The organism is Streptomyces sp. cg36 (genome assembly GCF_041080675.1).
Lineage (GTDB): Bacteria > Actinomycetota > Actinomycetes > Streptomycetales > Streptomycetaceae > Streptomyces.
This window is the reverse complement of sequence record NZ_CP163520.1, coordinates 3,238,294-3,256,857: the sequence shown is the minus strand read 5'-3', so window position 1 is coordinate 3,256,857 and position 18,564 is coordinate 3,238,294. Positions and strand designations below refer to the sequence as shown.

General features: G+C 72.4%; 20 protein-coding genes. 7 read left to right on the top strand and 13 right to left on the bottom strand.

The features are described from left to right. Positions 1-55 precede the first annotated feature (55 nt). The gene (locus AB5J87_RS14345) at positions 56-562 is read left to right on the top strand and encodes a VOC family protein (protein ID WP_369376988.1); all 507 of its coding nucleotides are present in this window, start codon (positions 56-58) and stop codon (positions 560-562) included. 99 nt (positions 563-661) lie between these two features. Here AB5J87_RS14345 and AB5J87_RS14340 read toward each other — a convergent pair whose 3' ends face one another. Next, positions 662-1,525: an NAD(P)-dependent oxidoreductase gene (locus AB5J87_RS14340; RefSeq protein ID WP_369376987.1), complete on the bottom strand. Its 864-nt coding sequence runs from the start codon at positions 1,523-1,525 to the stop codon at positions 662-664. Between the two features lie 179 nt (positions 1,526-1,704). Between AB5J87_RS14340 and AB5J87_RS14335 the strand changes: the two genes are divergently transcribed. Together AB5J87_RS14335 and AB5J87_RS14330 are read left to right on the top strand one after the other, a co-directional pair. Beyond that, a complete protein-coding gene (locus AB5J87_RS14335; RefSeq protein WP_369376985.1) occupies positions 1,705-2,334 on the top strand; it encodes a hypothetical protein in 630 nt (209 codons plus the stop codon). 64 nt (positions 2,335-2,398) lie between these two features. Then, positions 2,399-2,764, top strand: coding sequence for a hypothetical protein (locus AB5J87_RS14330; RefSeq protein ID WP_369376984.1), 366 nt, complete (start codon positions 2,399-2,401; stop codon positions 2,762-2,764). Here the strand turns inward: AB5J87_RS14330 and AB5J87_RS14325 are convergent. The 7 genes from AB5J87_RS14325 to AB5J87_RS14295 all read right to left on the bottom strand — a co-directional run bounded on the left by AB5J87_RS14325 (position 2,748) and on the right by AB5J87_RS14295 (position 8,243). Then, complete coding sequence (locus AB5J87_RS14325) at positions 2,748-3,410, bottom strand: contact-dependent growth inhibition system immunity protein (RefSeq protein WP_369376982.1); 663 nt, start codon at positions 3,408-3,410, stop codon at positions 2,748-2,750. The genes AB5J87_RS14330 and AB5J87_RS14325 overlap by 17 nt on opposite strands. 11 nt (positions 3,411-3,421) lie before the next feature. Then, the gene (locus tag AB5J87_RS14320; protein WP_369376981.1) at positions 3,422-3,748 is read right to left on the bottom strand and encodes an RNase A-like domain-containing protein; all 327 of its coding nucleotides are present in this window, start codon (positions 3,746-3,748) and stop codon (positions 3,422-3,424) included. Then, positions 3,745-4,410: a hypothetical protein gene (locus tag AB5J87_RS14315; protein WP_369376979.1), complete on the bottom strand. Its 666-nt coding sequence runs from the start codon at positions 4,408-4,410 to the stop codon at positions 3,745-3,747. The genes AB5J87_RS14320 and AB5J87_RS14315 overlap by 4 nt, the downstream gene beginning before the upstream one ends. A gap of 33 nt (positions 4,411-4,443) precedes the next feature. Then, complete coding sequence (locus tag AB5J87_RS14310; RefSeq protein WP_369376978.1) at positions 4,444-6,159, bottom strand: RNase A-like domain-containing protein; 1,716 nt, start codon at positions 6,157-6,159, stop codon at positions 4,444-4,446. Further along, positions 6,159-6,461, bottom strand: a complete 303-nt coding sequence (locus tag AB5J87_RS14305) for a WXG100 family type VII secretion target (RefSeq protein ID WP_369376977.1) — start codon at positions 6,459-6,461, stop codon at positions 6,159-6,161. The genes AB5J87_RS14310 and AB5J87_RS14305 overlap by 1 nt, the downstream gene beginning before the upstream one ends. A 43-nt stretch (positions 6,462-6,504) precedes the next feature. Then, positions 6,505-6,906: a WXG100 family type VII secretion target gene (locus tag AB5J87_RS14300; protein ID WP_369376976.1), complete on the bottom strand. Its 402-nt coding sequence runs from the start codon at positions 6,904-6,906 to the stop codon at positions 6,505-6,507. 86 nt (positions 6,907-6,992) lie between these two features. Next, positions 6,993-8,243, bottom strand: a complete 1,251-nt coding sequence (locus tag AB5J87_RS14295; RefSeq protein WP_369376975.1) for a methyltransferase domain-containing protein — start codon at positions 8,241-8,243, stop codon at positions 6,993-6,995. A gap of 92 nt (positions 8,244-8,335) precedes the next feature. Here AB5J87_RS14295 and AB5J87_RS14290 point away from each other — a divergent pair, with 92 nt between their 5' ends. Beyond that, complete coding sequence (locus AB5J87_RS14290) at positions 8,336-9,256, top strand: polysaccharide deacetylase family protein (RefSeq protein WP_369376974.1); 921 nt, start codon at positions 8,336-8,338, stop codon at positions 9,254-9,256. Then, complete coding sequence (locus tag AB5J87_RS14285) at positions 9,253-9,969, top strand: hypothetical protein (RefSeq protein WP_369376972.1); 717 nt, start codon at positions 9,253-9,255, stop codon at positions 9,967-9,969. The genes AB5J87_RS14290 and AB5J87_RS14285 overlap by 4 nt, the downstream gene beginning before the upstream one ends. Positions 9,970-10,033: 64 nt before the next feature. Here the strand turns inward: AB5J87_RS14285 and AB5J87_RS14280 are convergent, their stop codons facing one another. Beyond that, positions 10,034-11,458 carry an FtsW/RodA/SpoVE family cell cycle protein gene (locus tag AB5J87_RS14280; protein ID WP_369376970.1) on the bottom strand — a complete coding sequence of 475 codons (1,425 nt, stop codon included), beginning with the start codon at positions 11,456-11,458 and terminating at the stop codon, positions 10,034-10,036. 356 nt (positions 11,459-11,814) lie between these two features. On the opposite strand from AB5J87_RS14280, the gene groES reads away from it, so the two are divergent. Then, on the top strand, positions 11,815-12,123 hold the full coding sequence (gene groES / locus AB5J87_RS14275; RefSeq protein WP_369376969.1) for a co-chaperone GroES: 309 nt from the start codon (positions 11,815-11,817) through the stop codon (positions 12,121-12,123). A 115-nt stretch (positions 12,124-12,238) separates the two neighbouring features. Next, positions 12,239-13,867: a chaperonin GroEL gene (groL, locus tag AB5J87_RS14270; protein ID WP_369376968.1), complete on the top strand. Its 1,629-nt coding sequence runs from the start codon at positions 12,239-12,241 to the stop codon at positions 13,865-13,867. A gap of 222 nt (positions 13,868-14,089) precedes the next feature. Here the strand turns inward: groL and AB5J87_RS14265 are convergent, their stop codons facing one another. From AB5J87_RS14265 to AB5J87_RS14250, 4 genes are all read right to left on the bottom strand, one after another. Further along, the gene (locus AB5J87_RS14265; protein WP_369376967.1) at positions 14,090-15,118 is read right to left on the bottom strand and encodes a hydroxyacid dehydrogenase; all 1,029 of its coding nucleotides are present in this window, start codon (positions 15,116-15,118) and stop codon (positions 14,090-14,092) included. A 62-nt stretch (positions 15,119-15,180) separates the two neighbouring features. Next, on the bottom strand, positions 15,181-16,125 hold the full coding sequence (locus tag AB5J87_RS14260) for a carbohydrate ABC transporter permease (RefSeq protein ID WP_369376966.1): 945 nt from the start codon (positions 16,123-16,125) through the stop codon (positions 15,181-15,183). Next, positions 16,122-17,141 (bottom strand): carbohydrate ABC transporter permease, encoded by a 1,020-nt coding sequence (locus AB5J87_RS14255; RefSeq protein ID WP_369376965.1) that lies wholly within the window; start codon positions 17,139-17,141, stop codon positions 16,122-16,124. Before AB5J87_RS14255 ends, AB5J87_RS14260 begins: the two co-directional genes overlap by 4 nt. A 4-nt stretch (positions 17,142-17,145) precedes the next feature. Then, complete coding sequence (locus AB5J87_RS14250; RefSeq protein WP_369376964.1) at positions 17,146-18,474, bottom strand: ABC transporter substrate-binding protein; 1,329 nt, start codon at positions 18,472-18,474, stop codon at positions 17,146-17,148. Positions 18,475-18,564: the final 90 nt, after the last annotated feature.

Sequence of the window (18,564 nt, the reverse complement as noted above, 5' to 3'; positions counted from 1 at the left end):
CCTTCAGTGCCCCCGGCAACGGCGCCGGAGGGCGGCCGAGAGTGAGGCAGCAGCCATGTCCGCACAGCCCGCGAAGCCCGCACAGAAGATCACGCCCTTCCTGTGGTTCGACGACCAGGCCGAGGAAGCGGCCCGCCACTACGTCTCCGTCTTCGGCGGCGACGCGCGGATCGTCGAGACCACGCACTGCACGGAGTCGGCGCCGGGCCGCACCGGCTCGGTCCTGACCGTCGTCTTCGAGCTGTACGGACAGCAGTACACCGCGCTCAACGGCGGCCCGCAGGGCTGGTCCTTCAACGAGTCGGTCTCGCTCGCCGTCGACTGCGACTCGCAGGAGGAGATCGACGCCCTGTGGTCGGCGCTCACCGCCGACGGCGGCGAGCCGGGCCCGTGCGGCTGGCTCAAGGACAAGTACGGCCTGTCCTGGCAGATCGTCCCGCGCGAGCTGCGCGAGCTGCTCACCTCGGGCGGTCCGGCGGCGGCCGACCGGGTCATGGCCGCCCTGCTGGGGATGAAGAAGCTGGACGTGGCGGTGCTGCGGGCCGCCTACGACGCCAACTGAGCCGGCGGGCGCCGGGGCCCGGCCCCGCCGGGCTCCCGCCGGTCGCCGAGAGGGCGAAGACCGCGCACCCCGCCGGCCTCACGGCGCCGGAGCGCCCGCTCACCCGCGGTGCAGCAGCTCCACCACGCTCGCCAGGTCGTCCGCGCCGTGCCCGTCCGCCACCCGGCGGCGCATCAGGTCGAAGAGCGGGGCGAGCAGTTCGGTGCCCACGCCCTGGGCCGCGCCGACGTCGGTGAGCGAGTGGTGGGCGACGACCTGCATGGCGAGGCTGGACCCGGTCGAGGTGTACTCGCCCTGCGCCATCTGGGCCGCCATCGCGGGCAGCCCGTCCGTCATGGCGCGCAGCCACGGCACGAGCAGGGTGGCGGTGAACGCGTCGACGTCCTCGCCCGCCGACCGCACCAGCGCCGCGGCCTGGAGGAACCCGGCGAACATCCCGTACATCCCGCTGAGCAGCGACAGGTCGTAGAGCGGGGCGAGCCCCGGGTCCTCGCCGAGGTGGACCGCGCGGCCCAGCGCCTCCAGCGCCGTGCGGTGCGCCTCGAAGGCGTCGGTGGCGCCGCTGTAGAGCACGAACGCGTGGGGGCCGCCGATCATCGCCGGGACGGCCATGATGCCGCCGTCGACGTAGTCGGCGCCCAGCGCCCTTACCCGGTCGCCGAGTTCGCGGGCCTCCTGCGGCGACCCGTTGGTCAGGTTGACCACCACGCGCCCGCGCAGCGCCGGGCCCGCCGTGTCCAGCAGGGCGTGCACGTCCGCGTACCCGAGCAGGCAGAAGACCACCAATTCGGCGGCACCGGCGGCCTCCTCGGCCGTGGCCGCGCGCCGGGCGCCCAGTGCGACCAGCGGGTCCGCCTTGGCGGGGGTGCGGTTCCAGACGGTGGTGGGGTGACCGGCGGCCAGCAGCGTCCGGGCCAGCGCGCCGCCCATGGCTCCCAGACCGACGACCGCGACGGAACTCATCGTGAACTCTCCTCAAGGGGTGGGGTGTCGATGTCTCCGAGTCTCGGCGGCGCCGCCAGGGCGCCACAAGTACCCACTTTTAGGTGCGTACTTACGAAAAGGTGCGGTTCAGGGCCTGTTTCGGTCGGTCGCCGGACGGGGTGCCGGGGGGCCCGGCGGGCGCCGGTAACCTCGTGCTCATGTCACCGCGCACGCCCCTTCCGCCGCCCCCGCCCCCGGTCGGCATCCGGACCTGGCCGGACCGGGACGCCCTGCTCGCGGACCGCGCGGCCGTCCTGGACGACCTGCTGGTACGGCAGTTGGGGCGGGGCCGGATCGCGGCGCACTGGGGGTGGGCGGTGCTGCTGGGCACCGGCTGGTCGTTCGTGGGGACGGCGGTGATCGCCTTCCTGGAGTCGCTGGACGCGCTGTCGGTGCTCTTCGGCATGGTCTGCCTGGTGATCGGCGTGGCCACGCTCGTCCCGACCGCCGTCGCCATCGTGGCGGGCCTGCGCAAGGACGCCCGGATGCGCCAACTGCTCGCGCAGTGGGCCGCGTTGGACCGCCACCCGGCCACGGACGCGCGCCGGCGCGCCCCCGGCCTGTTCCTGGCGTGGCTGCTGCCGGGCGCCCTGATGTGCGCGATCGGCCTGTACGCGTGCGTGACCGTCCCGGCGGGCGCGCGGCCCGGCGCCGACACCTACGGCACGGTGGTCCTGGGCATGGGCCTCGGCCTGGTCTGCTGGCTCACCGGCCTGATCGCCGTCGGCAAGGCCCTGGCCCACCGCCGCTGGGCGCTACGGCTGACGGCCCCCGCGCGCCTATCCTGAACGTACGTACGCGGCGCCCGGCGGCACAGTGCCCGGGCGGGCGGCCAGGGGGAAGAGGCGCGGCATGGAATGGTACTGGTGGGTCCTCATCGTCTTCTGGATGGGCGGCTTCGGCTGGGCGGCCGACACCTTCCGCACCGCCCTGCGCACCCGCCACGAACGCGGTCTGGAACGGCTGGAGGCGTCCCGCCAGGAGCGGCTGGCCCTGGAGGCCGCCCAGCGCCCGCCGGAGCCCGTCTGCGGCTGCACCCACCATCTGGCCAAGCACGACAAGCAGGGCAAGTGCCATGAGCGGGTCGAGGTCCCGGTGGCCTGGGACGAGTCCAAGAAGCCGGTCCGCTTCGAGGCGGGCCAGTGCAACTGCCAGCAGTACGTGGGCCCCCAGCCGCTCTCCCAGGTCTACGCGGAGGAGCTCACCGACCTGGCGTAGCCAGCCGGTCCGCGACGGACGCGAGCCAGGCGGCGGGCCCGAGGGGAGCGGGCGGATCGACCTCCATGCCGAGCTCGGCCAGGGCTTCGGCGTACGCGCCCTCGTCGAGGCGCAGGGTGAGCAGTTCGGCCGCCTCGCCGGCGGCCCGGGCCACGAGCGTGCGGTCGGTGGTGGCCCGGTAGTCGTCCAGGGCCGCCTCGTGGCCGGCGAACTCGTCGGGCATGTCCTGGCCGAACCAGCCGCCTAGGAGCTGGCCCAGCTCCGGGAAGCGCGCGTGCCACTCCCAGTGGGTGGCGGGCGCCGAGGGCGCGGGCACGTCGCCGAACTCCACGCTCGCCCGGATGTGGTCGGCCAGCGTCACCAGCCACTCCTGGATCCCGGCGTCGGGCAGGCCGACGTCCGGCACCGGATAGAACTCGCCCAGCCGCTGCCGCAGCCTGCCCGGCGGGTTCTTCGCGTACTCGCGCAGCTGCGACTCGGCGACGGCGAGCGCCCAGGGGCGGGTGTGCCAGGTGTGGCGCAGATAGGCGTCCAGCGCCTCGCTCCGCCGCTCGGGGGTGTCGTCGGCGGACCGCCCCAGATAGGCGCGGACGACCTGGTCCAGCTCGCCGTACTTGCGGTCGTGGTCGAGCGGCTTGAGGGACATCGGGCGCGCCTTCAGAGGTAGACGGGGAAGGTGGCGTGGACGGTGAAGCCGTGCGGGGCGGTGTCGCTGCGCCTCAGGACCACCCGGGCGGCGCGGACGTCCACCGGGTCGCGGCCGGCCAGCAGCATGGCCTGGACCAGTACGCGCCCGACCGGCTCGGCGCGCGAGGGCCAGGCCGCCTCGATCGTCAGCCGCTGCCGGGTGGACCGGGCCAGCCAGCGGTGGACGGTCTGCTCGTTGGCGGTCACCACGTGCTGGGTCGCCCACTGGGCGGTCTGCCGGTCGGGGTAGGTGGCGACGCGGTTGCGGACCGGCGCGCTCTTCTCCTCGGGGCTCACGCGTGCTCTCCCAGCAGGTGCTCGTCCACGGTCCGCAGCAGTTCGCGCAGCGCGTCCGGCGAGACCCAGGGGATCGTGGGCAGCAGGTTCTCCCGCTGGGAGGAGCCGTCGGGGAAGAGGACGAGCGCGCGCTGCGCCTCGGCGGCCAGCGGCGCCACCGACTGCCCGCAGAACGGATGCTCGGCGGCGAGGTGGGAACGCACCGCGTCGGCGAATGTCGCGGATTCCAGATCGTCGGTCAGATGGACCGTGAATCCACAGAGATGGGGAAAGACCTCACCGGCCTCCCAGCCGTTCATCGGGAGTTCGTCGTACTCGGCGGGCGGACCGCCGTCCAGAACGCGCACGATTCCCGCGAGCGTATGCAGGTATTCGGCCTCGCCGGTGCCTTCCGCCGCCCGTGCGAGTTTCTGCCGGAATTCCCCGGGGACGGTGACGGGGGCGCCGTCCGCGAGGAGGTCGCCGACGAGGTCGAGCAGGGCCGCCCCGGCGCGGGCCGGGCACTCGGCGCCGCCCGCGCCCGGGGTGCCGGTCACCCGGACGTACCGCCGGACCTCGTCGTCGAGGGAGAGCGCGCCGCCCGACGACTGCACCCGCAGGGCCAGGTCGAGGAGGTGTGCCAGCGGGCCGCTGGTGAACAGGGCCGCCGTGTTCGACTGCACGTGACTGCTGCCTTCGCTGTGAGGGGGTCGGCGCTAGGGGATCGGCATGGAGGTGACGACGACGAACGGAGGGTCCATCCCCTCCTTGTACTTCAGCGCCACCTGCACCGATTTCGTATTGGCGGCCGAGGCGCCCATGCCGTGTGCATCATAGTCGGCACGGGTAATCGTGCGGCCGGTGTCCTCGGTGAACGTGAACTTGATGGCGGGCTGGATCGACGAGTTGTTGGGGTCCCAATTGGGGTTGTTGCGCTTGCGCCGCTCCACCCCTTGCAGCCATTCGTCGATGCGGATCGCATTGGCGTGGTCGTTGAGCGCGGCCTGGGTGAACTTCTGGGCCGACGCCAGGTCCTTGAACGAGGACGCGGCGGGCGCGTTGCCCTGGTCGCGCAGCCGCTGGGCGAGCTGCTCGTCCGTCATGCCGACGTGCCGGTCGATCGGATGGCTGCCGTGGATGCCCTCCTGGCTCGCCAGGTCGATCGGATAGTAGATGTTCTTGGGGTCCTCGCCGGGGACGGCGAAGTGGTGCTCGTCCTTGAAGTCCTGGAGCGCGCGGGCGCCGAACCCCTCCGCCCTGGCCTCCTCGGCGTGGAACGTGGGCGCGCTCAGATGCGCCTCGTCGAGCGCCGCCATCAGCTCCCTGAGCTTCGGGGTGAGCGCGTCGACCTTGCCGTTGTAGGTGGTGACGATGGAGTTGAGCTTGTTCGTGTCCATCTCCAGGACGATGCCCTCGCCGAGCTGGACCGCGCCCTTGGCGACGCCCTTCACGACGCCCTTGAACAGGCCCACGACCTCCTTGGCGCTGACCCCGTCCCGGAAGTCGACGTCGATCTTGGGGAGCGCGTCGCGCACCGCCTGCATGTAGACCTCGTGCACCTCGTGGTTGATGTACACGGCGGCCTCGGCGAACTGGTACAGCAGGTCGCTGACCTTCTGCGCGGTGTCGAACAGCACCGTCATCACGGGGTGCGAGGCGGTCTGCGCCGCCGCCGAGTCGTGCTTCCACTCGTAACCGGCCGTCGACTGGCCCCACGCCTTGGTGCCCCACAGCGAACTGCAGAACTGCCGCATGGCGTCGTGCCACTCGCTGTTGGTCTGCTGGGTGATGGAGCCGACCAGGCCGGTGAGCGCGCTCTCCGTCATGGACAGGCTCATCGTCATCGCCATCCACGCCTTGGACAGCGAGTTCAGATAGTGCTGCTGCGGGAACGGATAGACGTCGGCGACCTTGCCCATCCGGAAGGCGTGCTTGACCACCGGCCGCAGGACGTCCCGGACCGGCCCCGGGACCGCCTCCAGGATCGAACGCAGGAAGTCGTCGCCACCGTCGTCGTCGCCCCACTTCAGATTGGGGACGTGGCCGTAGGAGGGCGCCTTGTCGATGACGTGCGGCAGCGGCTGGGTCACCGGCGGCGGGCCGCCCGGGTGCGCCGCCGCGTCCGCCTTCGCGTAGTTGTTGGCGGTCGTGGTGAAGCCGACGGCGGCGCCGCCCACGCTCTCCACGGCCTTGGCCCACACCTCCAGGAAGCGGTTGCCCACGTCGACGTAGGCCGCCGCGAACGCCTGGGGCGCGGTGCCGTAGCCGCCCGCGTCCGGGTACTTGTGGAGCTTGGGCAGCAGGTCCTTGGCGGCCTTGTCGAACATGACCTGCTGGCTCGCCACACCGCCGGAGACCCGGTGCAGGTCCGTCGGCTTGACGTCGATCGTGCCGTTCGCGCCGCCCGGCGGGGCCGGGGCGGGACCCGCCATCAGACCGCCCCCCAGCCGCGCAGCACCGCCCGGTGGGCCGCCGCGTAGTTGGCGTGGCCGGTGGTGACCACCTCGTGGAGCCAGGCTTGGCGGGCCTGGAGGTCCCGCATGTCGCGGTCCCAGCGGTCGAGCTCGTCCACGAACGCCTCCCGGGCGGCGCCGTCCCAGGTCAGGACGACCTTCTCGGTACGGTCGTAGAGCGCGCCCAGCTTCTCGTTGAGCTGCTTGAGGATCTCCTCCAGCTCGGCGGCGAGCTCACGCAGGGCGGTGAGGCTCACGGCTATGCGGTCGTCGTCGGGCATCCGTATGTCCATTCCCCCGAACCGCCGGCGGACCGGCGGGCTGTCACAGATCGCTGATGCTGCTGCGCGGTCCCGGCTCCGGCGCCTGGAGCGCGTCGGCCTGGGCCGCCACGTCGATGTGGTCCTGGATCTCCCGCATCCGCGCCAGCACCTCCATGTCCTGCTCGCTGAACCCGTCCCGGCTGAGCCGGACGGCCTCCTCGATGACCTGGATCACCTCGCGGATGCGCACCGCGTCCCTGGCCGCGCCCCGGTGCAGGTCCCGGTAGGCCGAGGCGGCCGGGCCGCGCCAGCCCGCCTCGATCCGGTCGACGATCCCGTCCATCCGCCGCACCTGGCCGTCGAGATGGCGCCGCATCTCGTCCAGGTCCTCGGCGAGCTTCGTCAGCCCGTCGTCCTCGGGCACCCCGAGGTCGGGTCTGCTGCCGCCCGGCTCCGTCCCCATCTCCCGCCCCCCGCTCGGTTTTCCCGAAGCCTAACAACGCCCTCGGACATGGCCGCAGTTGCAAAGTGGAGGGAATGTGACGATGGTTACGGTGCCGGGACGGGCCGTCCGACCAGCATCGTGGGGGCGCCCGCCACCCGGGTCAGGAACACGGTGGCCGCGTTGCGGCCCTGAAGTTTCATCTTGCGCCGCAGCTCCTCCGGTTCGACCGCGGAGCCGCGCTTCTTCACGGTGAGCACCCCGACCTCGCGCTCGCGCAGCAGCGCCTTCAGCTTCTTCATGTTGAAGGGGAGCTCGTCGGTGATCTCGTACGCGGTGGCGAAGGGCGACGCGTACGGCTCGTCGCCGGTCACGTACGCGATGGTCTCGTCGATCAGCCGGCCGCCGCTCGCCGCCGCGATCTCGGCGACCAGGTGCGCGCGGATCACCGCGCCGTCCGGCTCGTACAGGTACCGGCCGACCGGGCCGACCGGCGGCGCGGGCAGGGGCGCGGCCGTCCACAGGGAGGCGTGCGCGGGCAGCAGGGTGGCCCGCACCGCCCCGGGGGCGAGGGCGGCACGGCGGGTGCCGTACTCGGCGGACGCCCGCCCCGCGCCCGCCTCGTCGCCGCCCGCCCGCCCCCCGAACCACAGCACGGCCTCCTTCACGTCGCCCCCGTCCGAGATCCACTCCGCCTCGGCCTGCGGCGGCAGCGACTCGTGGGGGATGCCGGGGGCGATCTTGAGGGCCGCGAAGGGGGCCTTCAGGGCCGCGCCGACCGCCCACGACAGCGGCGGCGAGTACGCCTCCGGGTCGAAGATCCGGCCGCGCCCGCCCCGCCGCGCCGGGTCCACGAACACCGCGTCCCACCCCGAGGTGTCCACGTCCGTCACGTCCGCGCACCGCACCTCGATCAGCTCGGCCAGGCCCAGCGCCGCCGCGTTCGCGCGGGCGACCTCGGCCGTGAGCTCGTCGCGGTCCACCGCGAGGACGGCGATGCCCGCCCGGGCCAGCGCCAGCGCGTCGCCGCCGATGCCGCAGCACAGGTCGGCGACCCCGCGCACCCCGTGCGAGGCGAACACCCGCGCGCGGTACGCGGCCACCGAGGCGCGGGTGGACTGCTCGACCCCGTTGGGCGTGAAGAACATCCGGTACGCGTCCTCGGCGCCGAACTTCGCCACCGCCCGCTGCCGCAGCCGCGCCTGGGCGAGCGCCGCCGAGACCAGCCCGGGCGCGTGGGCGCGCCGCAGCCGGGTCGCGACGGCCAGCTCCTGGCCGGGGTCGTAGTCGCGCAGCGAGTCCAGCAGGGCCCGGCCTTCGGGGGCGAGCAGGGCGCGGAAGGTGTCGAGGTCGTTCACCTGCCCCATTGTGGGCCAGGTGGGGGACGGCGCGCGTTCCGCGGCGGGTGTCGCCCCGGTGATCGGCCCGCTCGCTGACAGGATGCGGCGGCATGCAGCTTGTACGACAAAAGGGAAATTTCCGGCCCCTGCTCGCCGGGCTCACCGGACTCGTCGCCGTCGCGCTCGCCTCCGGGTGCGCCGCCGAGGACCCGGCCCCCGGCCACCACGGCGGCAGGGCCGCCGCCGGGCCGCAGGCATACCGCGACGGCGCCGCCCGCGCCCTGGCCGGCTACTCCGCGCAGCTCAAGCGGGCGCAGGCCGCCCGGGTCGCCGCCGCCAAGAAGTGGAAGCTGGCCAAGGTGCCGCTGGCCCCGCCCGCGCCACCCGCCGTGAAGCCGAGGATCACCAACCGGCCCGGCTTCGAGACGGACGGCGGCGACGCGCTGCCGCCGGTCTTCACCACCGTGCCGACCAAGGACCGGATCGTCTTCCTCACCATCGACGACGGCGCCGAGAAGGACCCGGAGCTGCTCACGATGATGAAGGAGCTGCGCATCCCCTACAGCGCGTTCCTCAGCGACTACCTGGTGCGCACCGACTACCCGTACTTCAAGCGGATGCAGGGCCTGGGCGTCACCCTCAACAACCACACCCTCAACCACCGCTATCTGCCCGCCCTTTCGTACGCGGAGCAGAAGCACGAGATCTGCGACCAGCAGGACAAGATCGCGAAGTGGGCGGGTCAGCGGCCCCGGCTCTTCCGGCCGCCGTACGGCAACTACAACGAGGACTCCCTGCGCGCCGCCCGGTCGTGCGGCATCAAGGCCGTGCCCTTGTGGGCCGCCGAGGCGTTTCCCGATCACATGGAGTGGCGCGAGTGGGACCGCGACCTGCACCCCGGTGACATCGTCCTCACCCACTTCCGGGGCCGCGAGGACTGGAAGGGCACCATGCCCGACATGATCCGGCAGGTCATGAAGGTCATCACCGACAAGGGGTACGCGGTGGCCAGGCTGGAGGACTACGTATGAGACACGCGCACCGGCGGCTGGCCGGTCTGCTGGCGGCCGGTGCGCTCGTGGCGGGGCTGCTCGGCACGGCGGGCTGCGCGCAGTCCGTCGAACCGTTCGAGCGGCTCGGCCGCAAGGCCGCGTCCAAGGTCGTCCCCCGCGGCGGCGGCCGGGAGGCCACCGCCCGCCGCTGGGGCCTGGCCGGACCGCTGGCCCCGGCCCCCCGGCCGCCCGCGCGCCGCCCCGCGCTGCCGTTCGTGGTGGACCGGGTGCCGCTCCCGGAGCGGGACCGGGTCGTCTTCCTGACGTACGACAACGCCGTCGAGGACCCCTCGCTGCGCCGGATGGTCAGCGAACTGGAGCTGCCGGTCTCCACCTTCGCCCGCCCGGGCCGCACCGCCGACCTGCGGGAGCTGTCGTACGACGGGCAGCGCGCGGAGATCTGCGGGCGCGGGGCGCGGCCCCGGCTCTTCCGCCCGCCGGCCGGTGCCTACAACGCCGACACGGTACGGGCGGCGCGTTCCTGCGGGGTGCGGTCGATGGTGCTGTGGCGGGCCGCCGCCTCGCCGCGCGGCGACGTGCTGCGCTACCGCGAGGGCGGCCGGCTGCGCTCCGGGGACATCGTCCTCGCCCACTGCGCGGGCCCGGGCACCCCGGCCGTGCGCACCGCCCGCCTGCTGCGCCGCATCCAGGAACAAGGCTTCACGGTGGCGCGGCTGGAGGACTACGTCTAGGGCGCGCCTCGCGGACCTTGCCGGCGGCTTCGGCCCGGCGGCGCCCGGCACGCGGGCGCGGTGGCTACGGGGACGGTGGTGACGGCTGGGCCGCCCGGCGGCCCGCGCTGTCGCTGACGCGGATCAGCAGCGCGACCATCACCCAGTTCGCCACCAGCGACGAGCCGCCCTTGGCCAGGAACGGCAGCGCCTTGCCGGTGAGCGGGATCAGCCCGGTGACCCCGCCGACCACCACGAACACCTGGAGCGCGAGCGCCGCCGCCAGCCCGGTGGCCAGCAGCTTGCCGAAGGCGTCGTGGGCCGCCAGGGCCGTGCGCAGCCCCCGCTCCACCAGCAGCCCGTACAGCAGCAGCACGGCCATCACCCCGGCCAGCCCCAGCTCCTCCCCGACGGTGGTCAGGATGAAGTCGCTGCGGCCCGCGAAGCCGACCAGCTCGGGGTGGCCGTTGCCGAGGCCGGTGCCGGTCAGGCCGCCGCTGCCGAAGCTGAACAGGCCCTGCGCCAGCTGGTCGGAGACCAGGCCCGGCGGGCGCTTCTCCGGCGGCAGGAACACGTCGAAGGGGTGCAGCCAGGCCACGATCCGGCCTTTGACGTGCGGCTCGGTCGAGCCGACGACGTACGCCCCGACCGCCGCCATCAGTACGCCGCAGACGATCCAGCTGGTGCGCTCGGTCGCCACGTACAGCATGACCACGAAGAGCCCGAAGAAGATCAGCGAGGTGCCCAGGTCGCGTTCGAAGACCAGCACCAGCAGGCTCAGCACCCAGATCGCCACCAGCGGGGCCATCTGGCGGCCCGGCGGCAGCCGTACGCCCAGGACCTTGCGGCCGGTCAGGGCCAGTGAGTCGCGGTGGACGACCAGATAGCCCGCGAAGAACACCGTGATCATGATCTTCACGAACTCGCCGGGCTGGAGCGAGAACGGGCCGAGGTAGATCCACCGCTTGGCGCCGTAGGTGTCCGCCCCGAAGAAGGACGGCGCCATCAGCAGGACCAGCGCCACGGCCATCGACACGTAGATGTAGCGGGTCAGCCGCCGGTGGTCGCGCAGCAGCGCCACCGTCGCCAGACAGCCCGCCAGCCCGATCACCGTCCACACCAGCTGCCCCGACGCGGTCGGCGCCGAGTGGTACGCCCTCGCGTACGCCGGGTCGAGCCGGTAGAGCAGCACCAGGCCGAGCCCCGACAGGAGCATCGCCACGGGCAGGATCAGCGGGTCCGCGTACGGGGCGAAGCGGCGCACGGTCAGATGGGCGGCCAGCGCCATCAGCGTCATGCTGACCGCGAACTCGGCGGTGGCGCGCGGCACGCCGCCGGTCAGCGCCACCGACACGCACGCGTGCCCGCCGACCGCGACCAGCACGACCAGCGCGAGCAGCAGCGCCTCGGTGCGCCGCCGGACGGAGGCGAGGGCGCGGCCGGGGCCGGGCGGCGCCGACGGCGGGGTGCCGCCGACCTCCGGCGCCGGGTCCGCGGGCGTCGTCCTCATCGGATGGTCCTCATCGGTCCGAGGATATGAACCTTTTCGCCCGGGTGGCGAGGGTTCTGCCACGGCCGCCCCTGTCGCGAACTCCACAGGGGCGCGGACGAACCGGATGGGTGAATCCGGCGTCCGCGCGTTCCTCGCGCTTGGCGCGCGTACCTGCGAAATCCGGCCGCCACGGCCTTCGGCTTGGCACTCCGCTTGACCGAGTGCTAATCGCCGTCCTAGTCTCGGCTCTGGCACTCCCCACCGGAGAGTGCCAACACAGCGACGGGCAGGTCCGGCACCCGCGACGACGGATCCACCTGGTCGCCACCTCAGACAGTTAACCCCGTGAGATCTCCGAAGGGGGAGGTCGGATCGTGACGACCGCCAGCTCCAAGGTTGCCATCAAGCCGCTTGAGGACCGCATTGTGGTCCAGCCGCTCGACGCCGAGCAGACCACGGCCTCCGGCCTGGTCATTCCGGACACCGCCAAGGAGAAGCCCCAGGAGGGCGTCGTCCTGGCCGTGGGCCCGGGCCGCATCGAGGACGGAAAGCGCGTCGAGCTCGACGTCACCGTCGGCGATGTCGTGCTGTACAGCAAGTACGGCGGCACCGAGGTGAAGTACAACGGCGAGGAGTACCTCGTCCTCTCGGCCCGCGACGTGCTCGCGATCATCGAGAAGTAATTCACCTCGAAGCGAATGCTTCGTGAGCTGCGCCCCTGGCCACCCTGCTGACTGCCGGGCGGCCCGGGGCGCAGTTTCGTATCACCCGAATTTTCGAGAGGGCTGAACCGCTCCCATGGCGAAGATCCTGAAGTTCGACGAGGACGCCCGTCGCGCCCTTGAGCGCGGCGTCAACAAGCTTGCCGACACCGTGAAGGTGACGATCGGCCCCAAGGGCCGCAATGTCGTCATCGACAAGAAGTTCGGCGCCCCCACCATCACCAACGACGGTGTGACGATCGCCCGCGAGGTCGAGCTCGACGACCCGTACGAGAACCTGGGCGCCCAGCTGGTGAAGGAGGTGGCGACCAAGACCAACGACATCGCGGGTGACGGCACCACCACCGCCACCGTGCTGGCCCAGGCGCTGGTCCGCGAGGGTCTGCGCAACGTCGCCGCCGGCGCCTCCCCGGCCGCCCTGAAGAAGGGCATCGACGCCGCCGTCAAGGCCGTGTCGGAGGAGCTCCTCGCCACCGCCCGTCCGATCGACGACAAGTCGGACATCGCCGCCGTGGCCGCGCTCTCCGCGCAGGACGCCCAGGTCGGCGAGCTCATCGCCGAGGCGATGGACAAGGTCGGCAAGGACGGTGTCATCACCGTCGAGGAGTCCAACACCTTCGGCCTGGAGCTGGAGTTCACCGAGGGCATGGCCTTCGACAAGGGCTACCTCTCGCCGTACATGGTCTCCGACCAGGAGCGTATGGAGGCCGTCCTCGACGACCCGTACATCCTGATCAACCAGGGCAAGATCTCCTCGATCCAGGACCTGCTGCCGCTGCTGGAGAAGGTCATCCAGGCCGGCGCTTCCAAGCCGCTCCTGATCATCGCCGAGGACGTCGAGGGCGAGGCCCTCTCCACCCTCGTCGTCAACAAGATCCGCGGCACGTTCAACGCCGTGGCCGTCAAGGCCCCGGGCTTCGGCGACCGCCGCAAGGCGATGCTGCAGGACATGGCCACCCTCACCGGTGCCACCGTCATCGCCGAGGAGGTCGGCCTCAAGCTCGACCAGGCCGGTCTGGACGTGCTGGGCTCCGCCCGCCGCGTCACCGTCACCAAGGACGACACCACGATCGTCGACGGCGGCGGCAACAGCGAGGACGTGGTCGGCCGCGTCGCGCAGATCAAGGCCGAGATCGAGTCCACGGACTCCGACTGGGACCGCGAGAAGCTCCAGGAGCGCCTCGCGAAGCTCGCCGGCGGCGTGTGCGTGATCAAGGTCGGCGCCGCCACCGAGGTGGAGCTGAAGGAGAAGAAGCACCGTCTGGAGGACGCCATCTCCGCGACCCGCGCCGCGGTCGAGGAGGGCATCGTCTCCGGTGGTGGCTCCGCGCTCGTCCACGCCGTCAAGGTCCTGGAGGGCAACCTCGACAAGACCGGCGACGAGGCCACGGGTGTCGCGGTCGTCAAGCGCGCCGCCGTCGAGCCGCTGCGCTGGATCGCCGAGAACGCCGGCCTCGAGGGCTACGTCATCACCTCGAAGGTGGCGGAGCTGGAGAAGGGCAACGGCTTCAACGCCGCCACCGGCGAGTACGGCGACCTGGTCAAGGCCGGCGTCATCGACCCGGTCAAGGTCACCCGCTCCGCCCTGGAGAACGCCGCCTCCATCGCCTCCCTGCTGCTCACGACCGAGACCCTGGTCGTCGAGAAGCCGGCCGAGGAGGAGGCCGAGGCCGGTCACGGCCACGGTCACGGTCACAGCCACTGACGTGGTGACGCGCCGGCGTCCGTGAGGACGCCGCCGTAAGGACGACGAGGAGGGGCCCCTGTTCACCGGAGACGGTGGACAGGGGCCCTTTCCGTTTCCCGTACGGGGCTTTCCGGCGCGGGGCCCTTCCGTACGGGGAGTTCCGCGTCCGGCCGTTCCGCATACGGCCGTTTCGCGTCCGGCCGTTTCGCGTCCGGCCGTTCCTCGTCCGGGGCGGGCGGCTCAGGCCGAGTGGCCCAGGGCCGCCGGGTGGACCGGGTCCGCGAACGGGCGCCCGGCCGCGAACCGCTCCACCTCGTCCAGCGCCAGATCCGCCATCCGGTGCAGCTCGTTGCCGAGGGACCCGGCGATGTGCGGGGTCAGGAGCACGTTCGGCAGGTCGTACAACGGGCTCTCGCGGGGCGGCAGTTCCGGTTCGGTGACGTCCAGTACGGCGTACAGCCGCCCGGACAGCAGCTCCCCGAGCAGGGCCTCCTCGTCCACCAGGGAGCCGCGCGCGGTGTTGATCAGGGTCGCCCCGTCGGGCATCGCGGCGAGCTGGCGCGCGCCGATCATCCGCTCCGTGGCCGGGAGCTGCGGCGCGTGGACGGAGACGACGCTGCTGCGGGCGCACAGCTCGTCCAGCGCGACCGCCTCCACGCCCAGCCGGCCCGCCTCGGCCGGGTCCACGTACGGGTCGTGCAGCAGCACCCGGAAGTCGAGGGGCCGCAGCAGCTCGATCACCCGGCGGCCGATCCGCGAGGCGCCGACCAGGCCGACCGTGCGGCGGTAGTTCCCGGTGCCCTCCGTCTCGGCCAGCCAGTCGTGCGGGGCGCGCAGCTCCGCGTACCGCCGGGCGGCGGTCAGCACCCGCTTCCCGGCGAAGAGGATCGCGGCCAGCGTGTACTCGGCGACCGGCAGGGCGTTGGCCGAGGCCGCCGAGGACACCGCGATGCCCCGCTCCCAGCACGCCTCGGTGATGTGGTGCTTGACTGACCCGGCGGCGTGCACCACGGCCCGCAGCCGGGGCGCCGCGGCCAGCACCTCGGCGGTCAGCGGGGGCGCTCCCCAGCAGGTCAGCAGCACTTCGGCCCGCGCCAGCGCGTCCGCCACCGGGGGCGCGGGGGCGCGGAGCTCATGGGCCACGAGCCGCGGATCGGTACGGGTGAGGGCGGTGAGGCGGGCGCGGTGCCGCTCGGCGAGGAGGCGTCCGGCGATCCCGGGGCCCATGGCGAGCAGGGCCGAGGGGCGGTTGTCAGTGGTGTGGTGCATGGTGGAACTCGGGCTCCTCACGGGGGCGTTGTCCAGGGATAACCGGGTGTCCGGCCGGCCGGTCACTTGACGCTGCCCGCCGTGAGACCGGCCTTCCAGTGCCGCTGGAGGGCGACGAAGGCGACGACGAGGGGGACGACGGCGAGGAGGGAGCCGGTGACGACGAGGGGGTAGAAGGCGGGCTCGGCGTGCGTGTTGGAGTTCCACGCGTACAGGCCCAGGCTCAACGGGAAGATCTTCTGGTCCGAGAGCATCACGAGGGGGAGGAAGAAGTTGTTCCAGATCGCGGTGAACTGGAAGAGGAACACGGTCACGAACCCGGGCATGACCATCCGCAGCCCGATCGACCAGAAGGCGCGCAGCTCCCCGGCCCCGTCGATCCGGGCCGCCTCCAGCGCCTCGTCGGGGATGTGACTCGCGCAGAACACCCGCGAGAGGTACACGCCGAACGGGTTCACCAGGACGGGGATCAGCACCGACCAGTAGGTGTTGACCAGCCCGGTCCTGCTGGCCAGCAGGTACATCGGCAGCGCCAGCGCGGTCGACGGCACGAGGACGCCGAGCAGCACCACCGCGAACAGCCTCTCCTTGCCCCGGAAGTCGTACTTGTCGAAGGCGTATCCCGCGGCGACGCTGATCAGCGCGCAGAGCGCGGCGCCCACGCCCGCGTACAGCAGGGAGTTGAGGTACCAGCGGAAGTAGACGCCGTCGTTGTAGGACGCCAGCCGCGACAGGTTGGGGCCGAGGTCGAAGCCGTCGCGCAGGGACGCGGGGGAGAAGGCGTCACCGGCGAGCAGCCCGCCGGTGTCCTTGGTGGCGGCGGTGACCAGCCAGACGAGGGGGAAGAGCGTGTAGCCGACGGAGAGCAGCAGCGCGCCGTTGACCGCGGCCTTCGACAGCCAGCGCCCGGGGCGCGGGGCCGCTGACGCCGCTTCGGTGCCCGGGGTACGGGGCCGGGCCGGGCCGGCGGGGCCGGTGCCCGCGATCGTGGTGGCCGGGGACGTCATGCCCGCGCCCCCTTCCGGGTGGTGAGGCGGGTGACGGCGAACGAGAGCAGCGCCGCCGTCAGGGCGAGGAGTACGGCCGAGGCCGCGGCGAGCCCGTAGTCGTTGCGGGCGAAGGCGGCCGTGTAGGCGTACATGTTGGGGGTCCAGGTGGAGGTGACCGCCGAGCCGGAGCCCTGGTTGAGGATCAGCGGCTCGGTGAACAGCTGGAGCGAGCCGATGACGGTGAAGAGCGTGACCATCCCCAACGAGGCCCGGATCAGCGGCACCTTGATGGCGAACGCGGTGCGCCAGGCGCCCGCGCCGTCCACCGTGGCCGCCTCCAGGACGGACCGGTCGATGGCCTGGAGCGCCGCGTAGAAGATCACCACGTTGTAGCCGAGCCACTCCCACAGCGCGATGTTGACCACGGAGGGGAGGGCGCCGTCGGCGGAGAAGAAGCTGAAGCCGATGCCGCCGGAGCGCATCGCCGACACGACCGGGCTGAGCCCGGGTGTGTAGAGATACACCCAGATCAGCGCGGCGATGATGCCCGGCACGGCATGCGGCAGGAAGAGCGCGAGCTGGAAGAAGCGGCGGGCCCGCGCCAGCCCCGAGTCGAGCAGCAGGGCGAGGGCGAGCGCACCGGCGACCATCAGCGGGACGTAGCAGACGCAGTAGCCGAGCAGGACCCAGAAGCCCTCGCGGAAGGCCCGGTCGCCCAGTGCCGCCGTGTAGTTGTCGAGCCCGCTGAACACGGTCTCGGCCCCGCCGAACCCCAGCCCGGACTGCTTCTCGGTGAACAGGCTGAGCCACACCGCGTACCCGATGGGCACCACGGTCACGGCGGTGAACAGCACGAAGAAGGGAGCCAGCAGCACACCGGCGGCGCCGCCGGCCCGCCGCCGGGTGGGGTGTGGGGCGCGGGTGGGGCGAGTGAGGCGTGCGGTGCGGGCCGGTCGGGGTGTGTGCGCGGCGCGAGTGAGGCGTGCGGCGCGGGCCGGGTGTGGGGCGCGGGCGGGGCGGGCGTCGGCCGCCATGCCCTCAGCCCTCGACCTTCAGGCCGCGCCTCTTCAGCTCGGCCACCGTGGCGTCGTGGGCGGCCCGCACCGCGTCGGCGATCGTCACCGAGCCGCCGGAGACCTTGCCGAACCGGTCCTTGAGCGTGGTGTTGGTGGTCCCGGTGGTCGGGCCCCAGCTCCAGGCCGGGTTGATGGACGCCCCGGCCGCGTCGAAGAGCCGGTAGATGTCCTGGCCGCCGTAGAACCCGGCGTCGAACGCCTGCGCGGCGGCCGGGCGCAGGGCGGGATCGGCGGGGAAGGCGCTCGAAGTGCCGGGCGCGATCCGGGCCTTGATCCCCTCCCGGGTGGTCGACATCCAGGTGGCGAACTCGACCGCCGCCGCGCCCTTCCGGCTGTCCTTGGTCACCGCCCAGGTGGAGCCGCCGAGCATGCCGCTCGCGGGCTTTCCGTCCCACGTCGGGACGGGGGCGACGCCCCACTTGCCGCTCTGGTCGGGCAGCGTCGACTTCAGGACGCCCGCGCCCCAGGACGCGCCGAGGTAGCCGACGGTCGAGCCGTCCTTGAGGGCGGCGGTCCACTCCGGGCTGAAGGAGGCGGCCGTCTGCACCAGCTTGTCGTCGAGCAGGCCCTGCCAGTAGTCGGCGACCCTGGTGGTGGCGGCGTCCGTGGTGCCGATCTTCCAGGTGTCGCCCTCGGCCTTGAACCACTGGGCCCCGGCCTGCCAGGCCATCGCTTCGAAGGTGGTCGGGTCGTCCGGCATGAACGTGGCGATCCGCGCCTTCGGATCCGCCCGCTTGGCCCGCTCGGCGGCGGTGCGGAACTCGGCCCAGGTCTTGGGCACCTCGATGTGGTTCCGGGCGAAGAAGTCCTTGCGGTAGAAGTACGTCTGGGGCGCGGCGTCGAAGGGGACGGCCCAGCTCCGGCCGCCCAGGGTGGTCAGGTCGACCGCCTGCGGCAGGAACTTCTTCCTCACGTCGTCCGTCAGGTACTTCCCGATGTCCTGGAGCGCGCCCTGGCTGACGAACTCGGGGAGCATCGGGTACTCGACGGCGACCAGGTCCGGGGCGTTGCCCGCCTTGACCGCGTTGGAGATCTTGGCGTAGCCGCCCGCGTTGCCGGACGGTATCTCCTCGAACTTCACGCGGATGCCCGGGTGCGAGGCGTTGAAGGCGTCGACGACGTCCTTCGACCCCTTCTGCCAGGCCCAGAAGGTCAGGCTCACGGGCTTCGCGGCGGTGCCCTTGCCGTCCCCGCCCGCCGAGTCGTCACCGCCCCCGCACCCCGCGAGCAGGGCGAGAGCGGTGGCGACGGAGACGGCGGCGGCTGTCGATCTGGTCCAACTGCGGCTCACGGGAAGGCTCCTGAACGTCAGGGGACGAGGCGATGGCCGCGATCCTTGAGCCGGCCCCGACCGAAGTCAAGAGCGAAAGTTCGAATGATC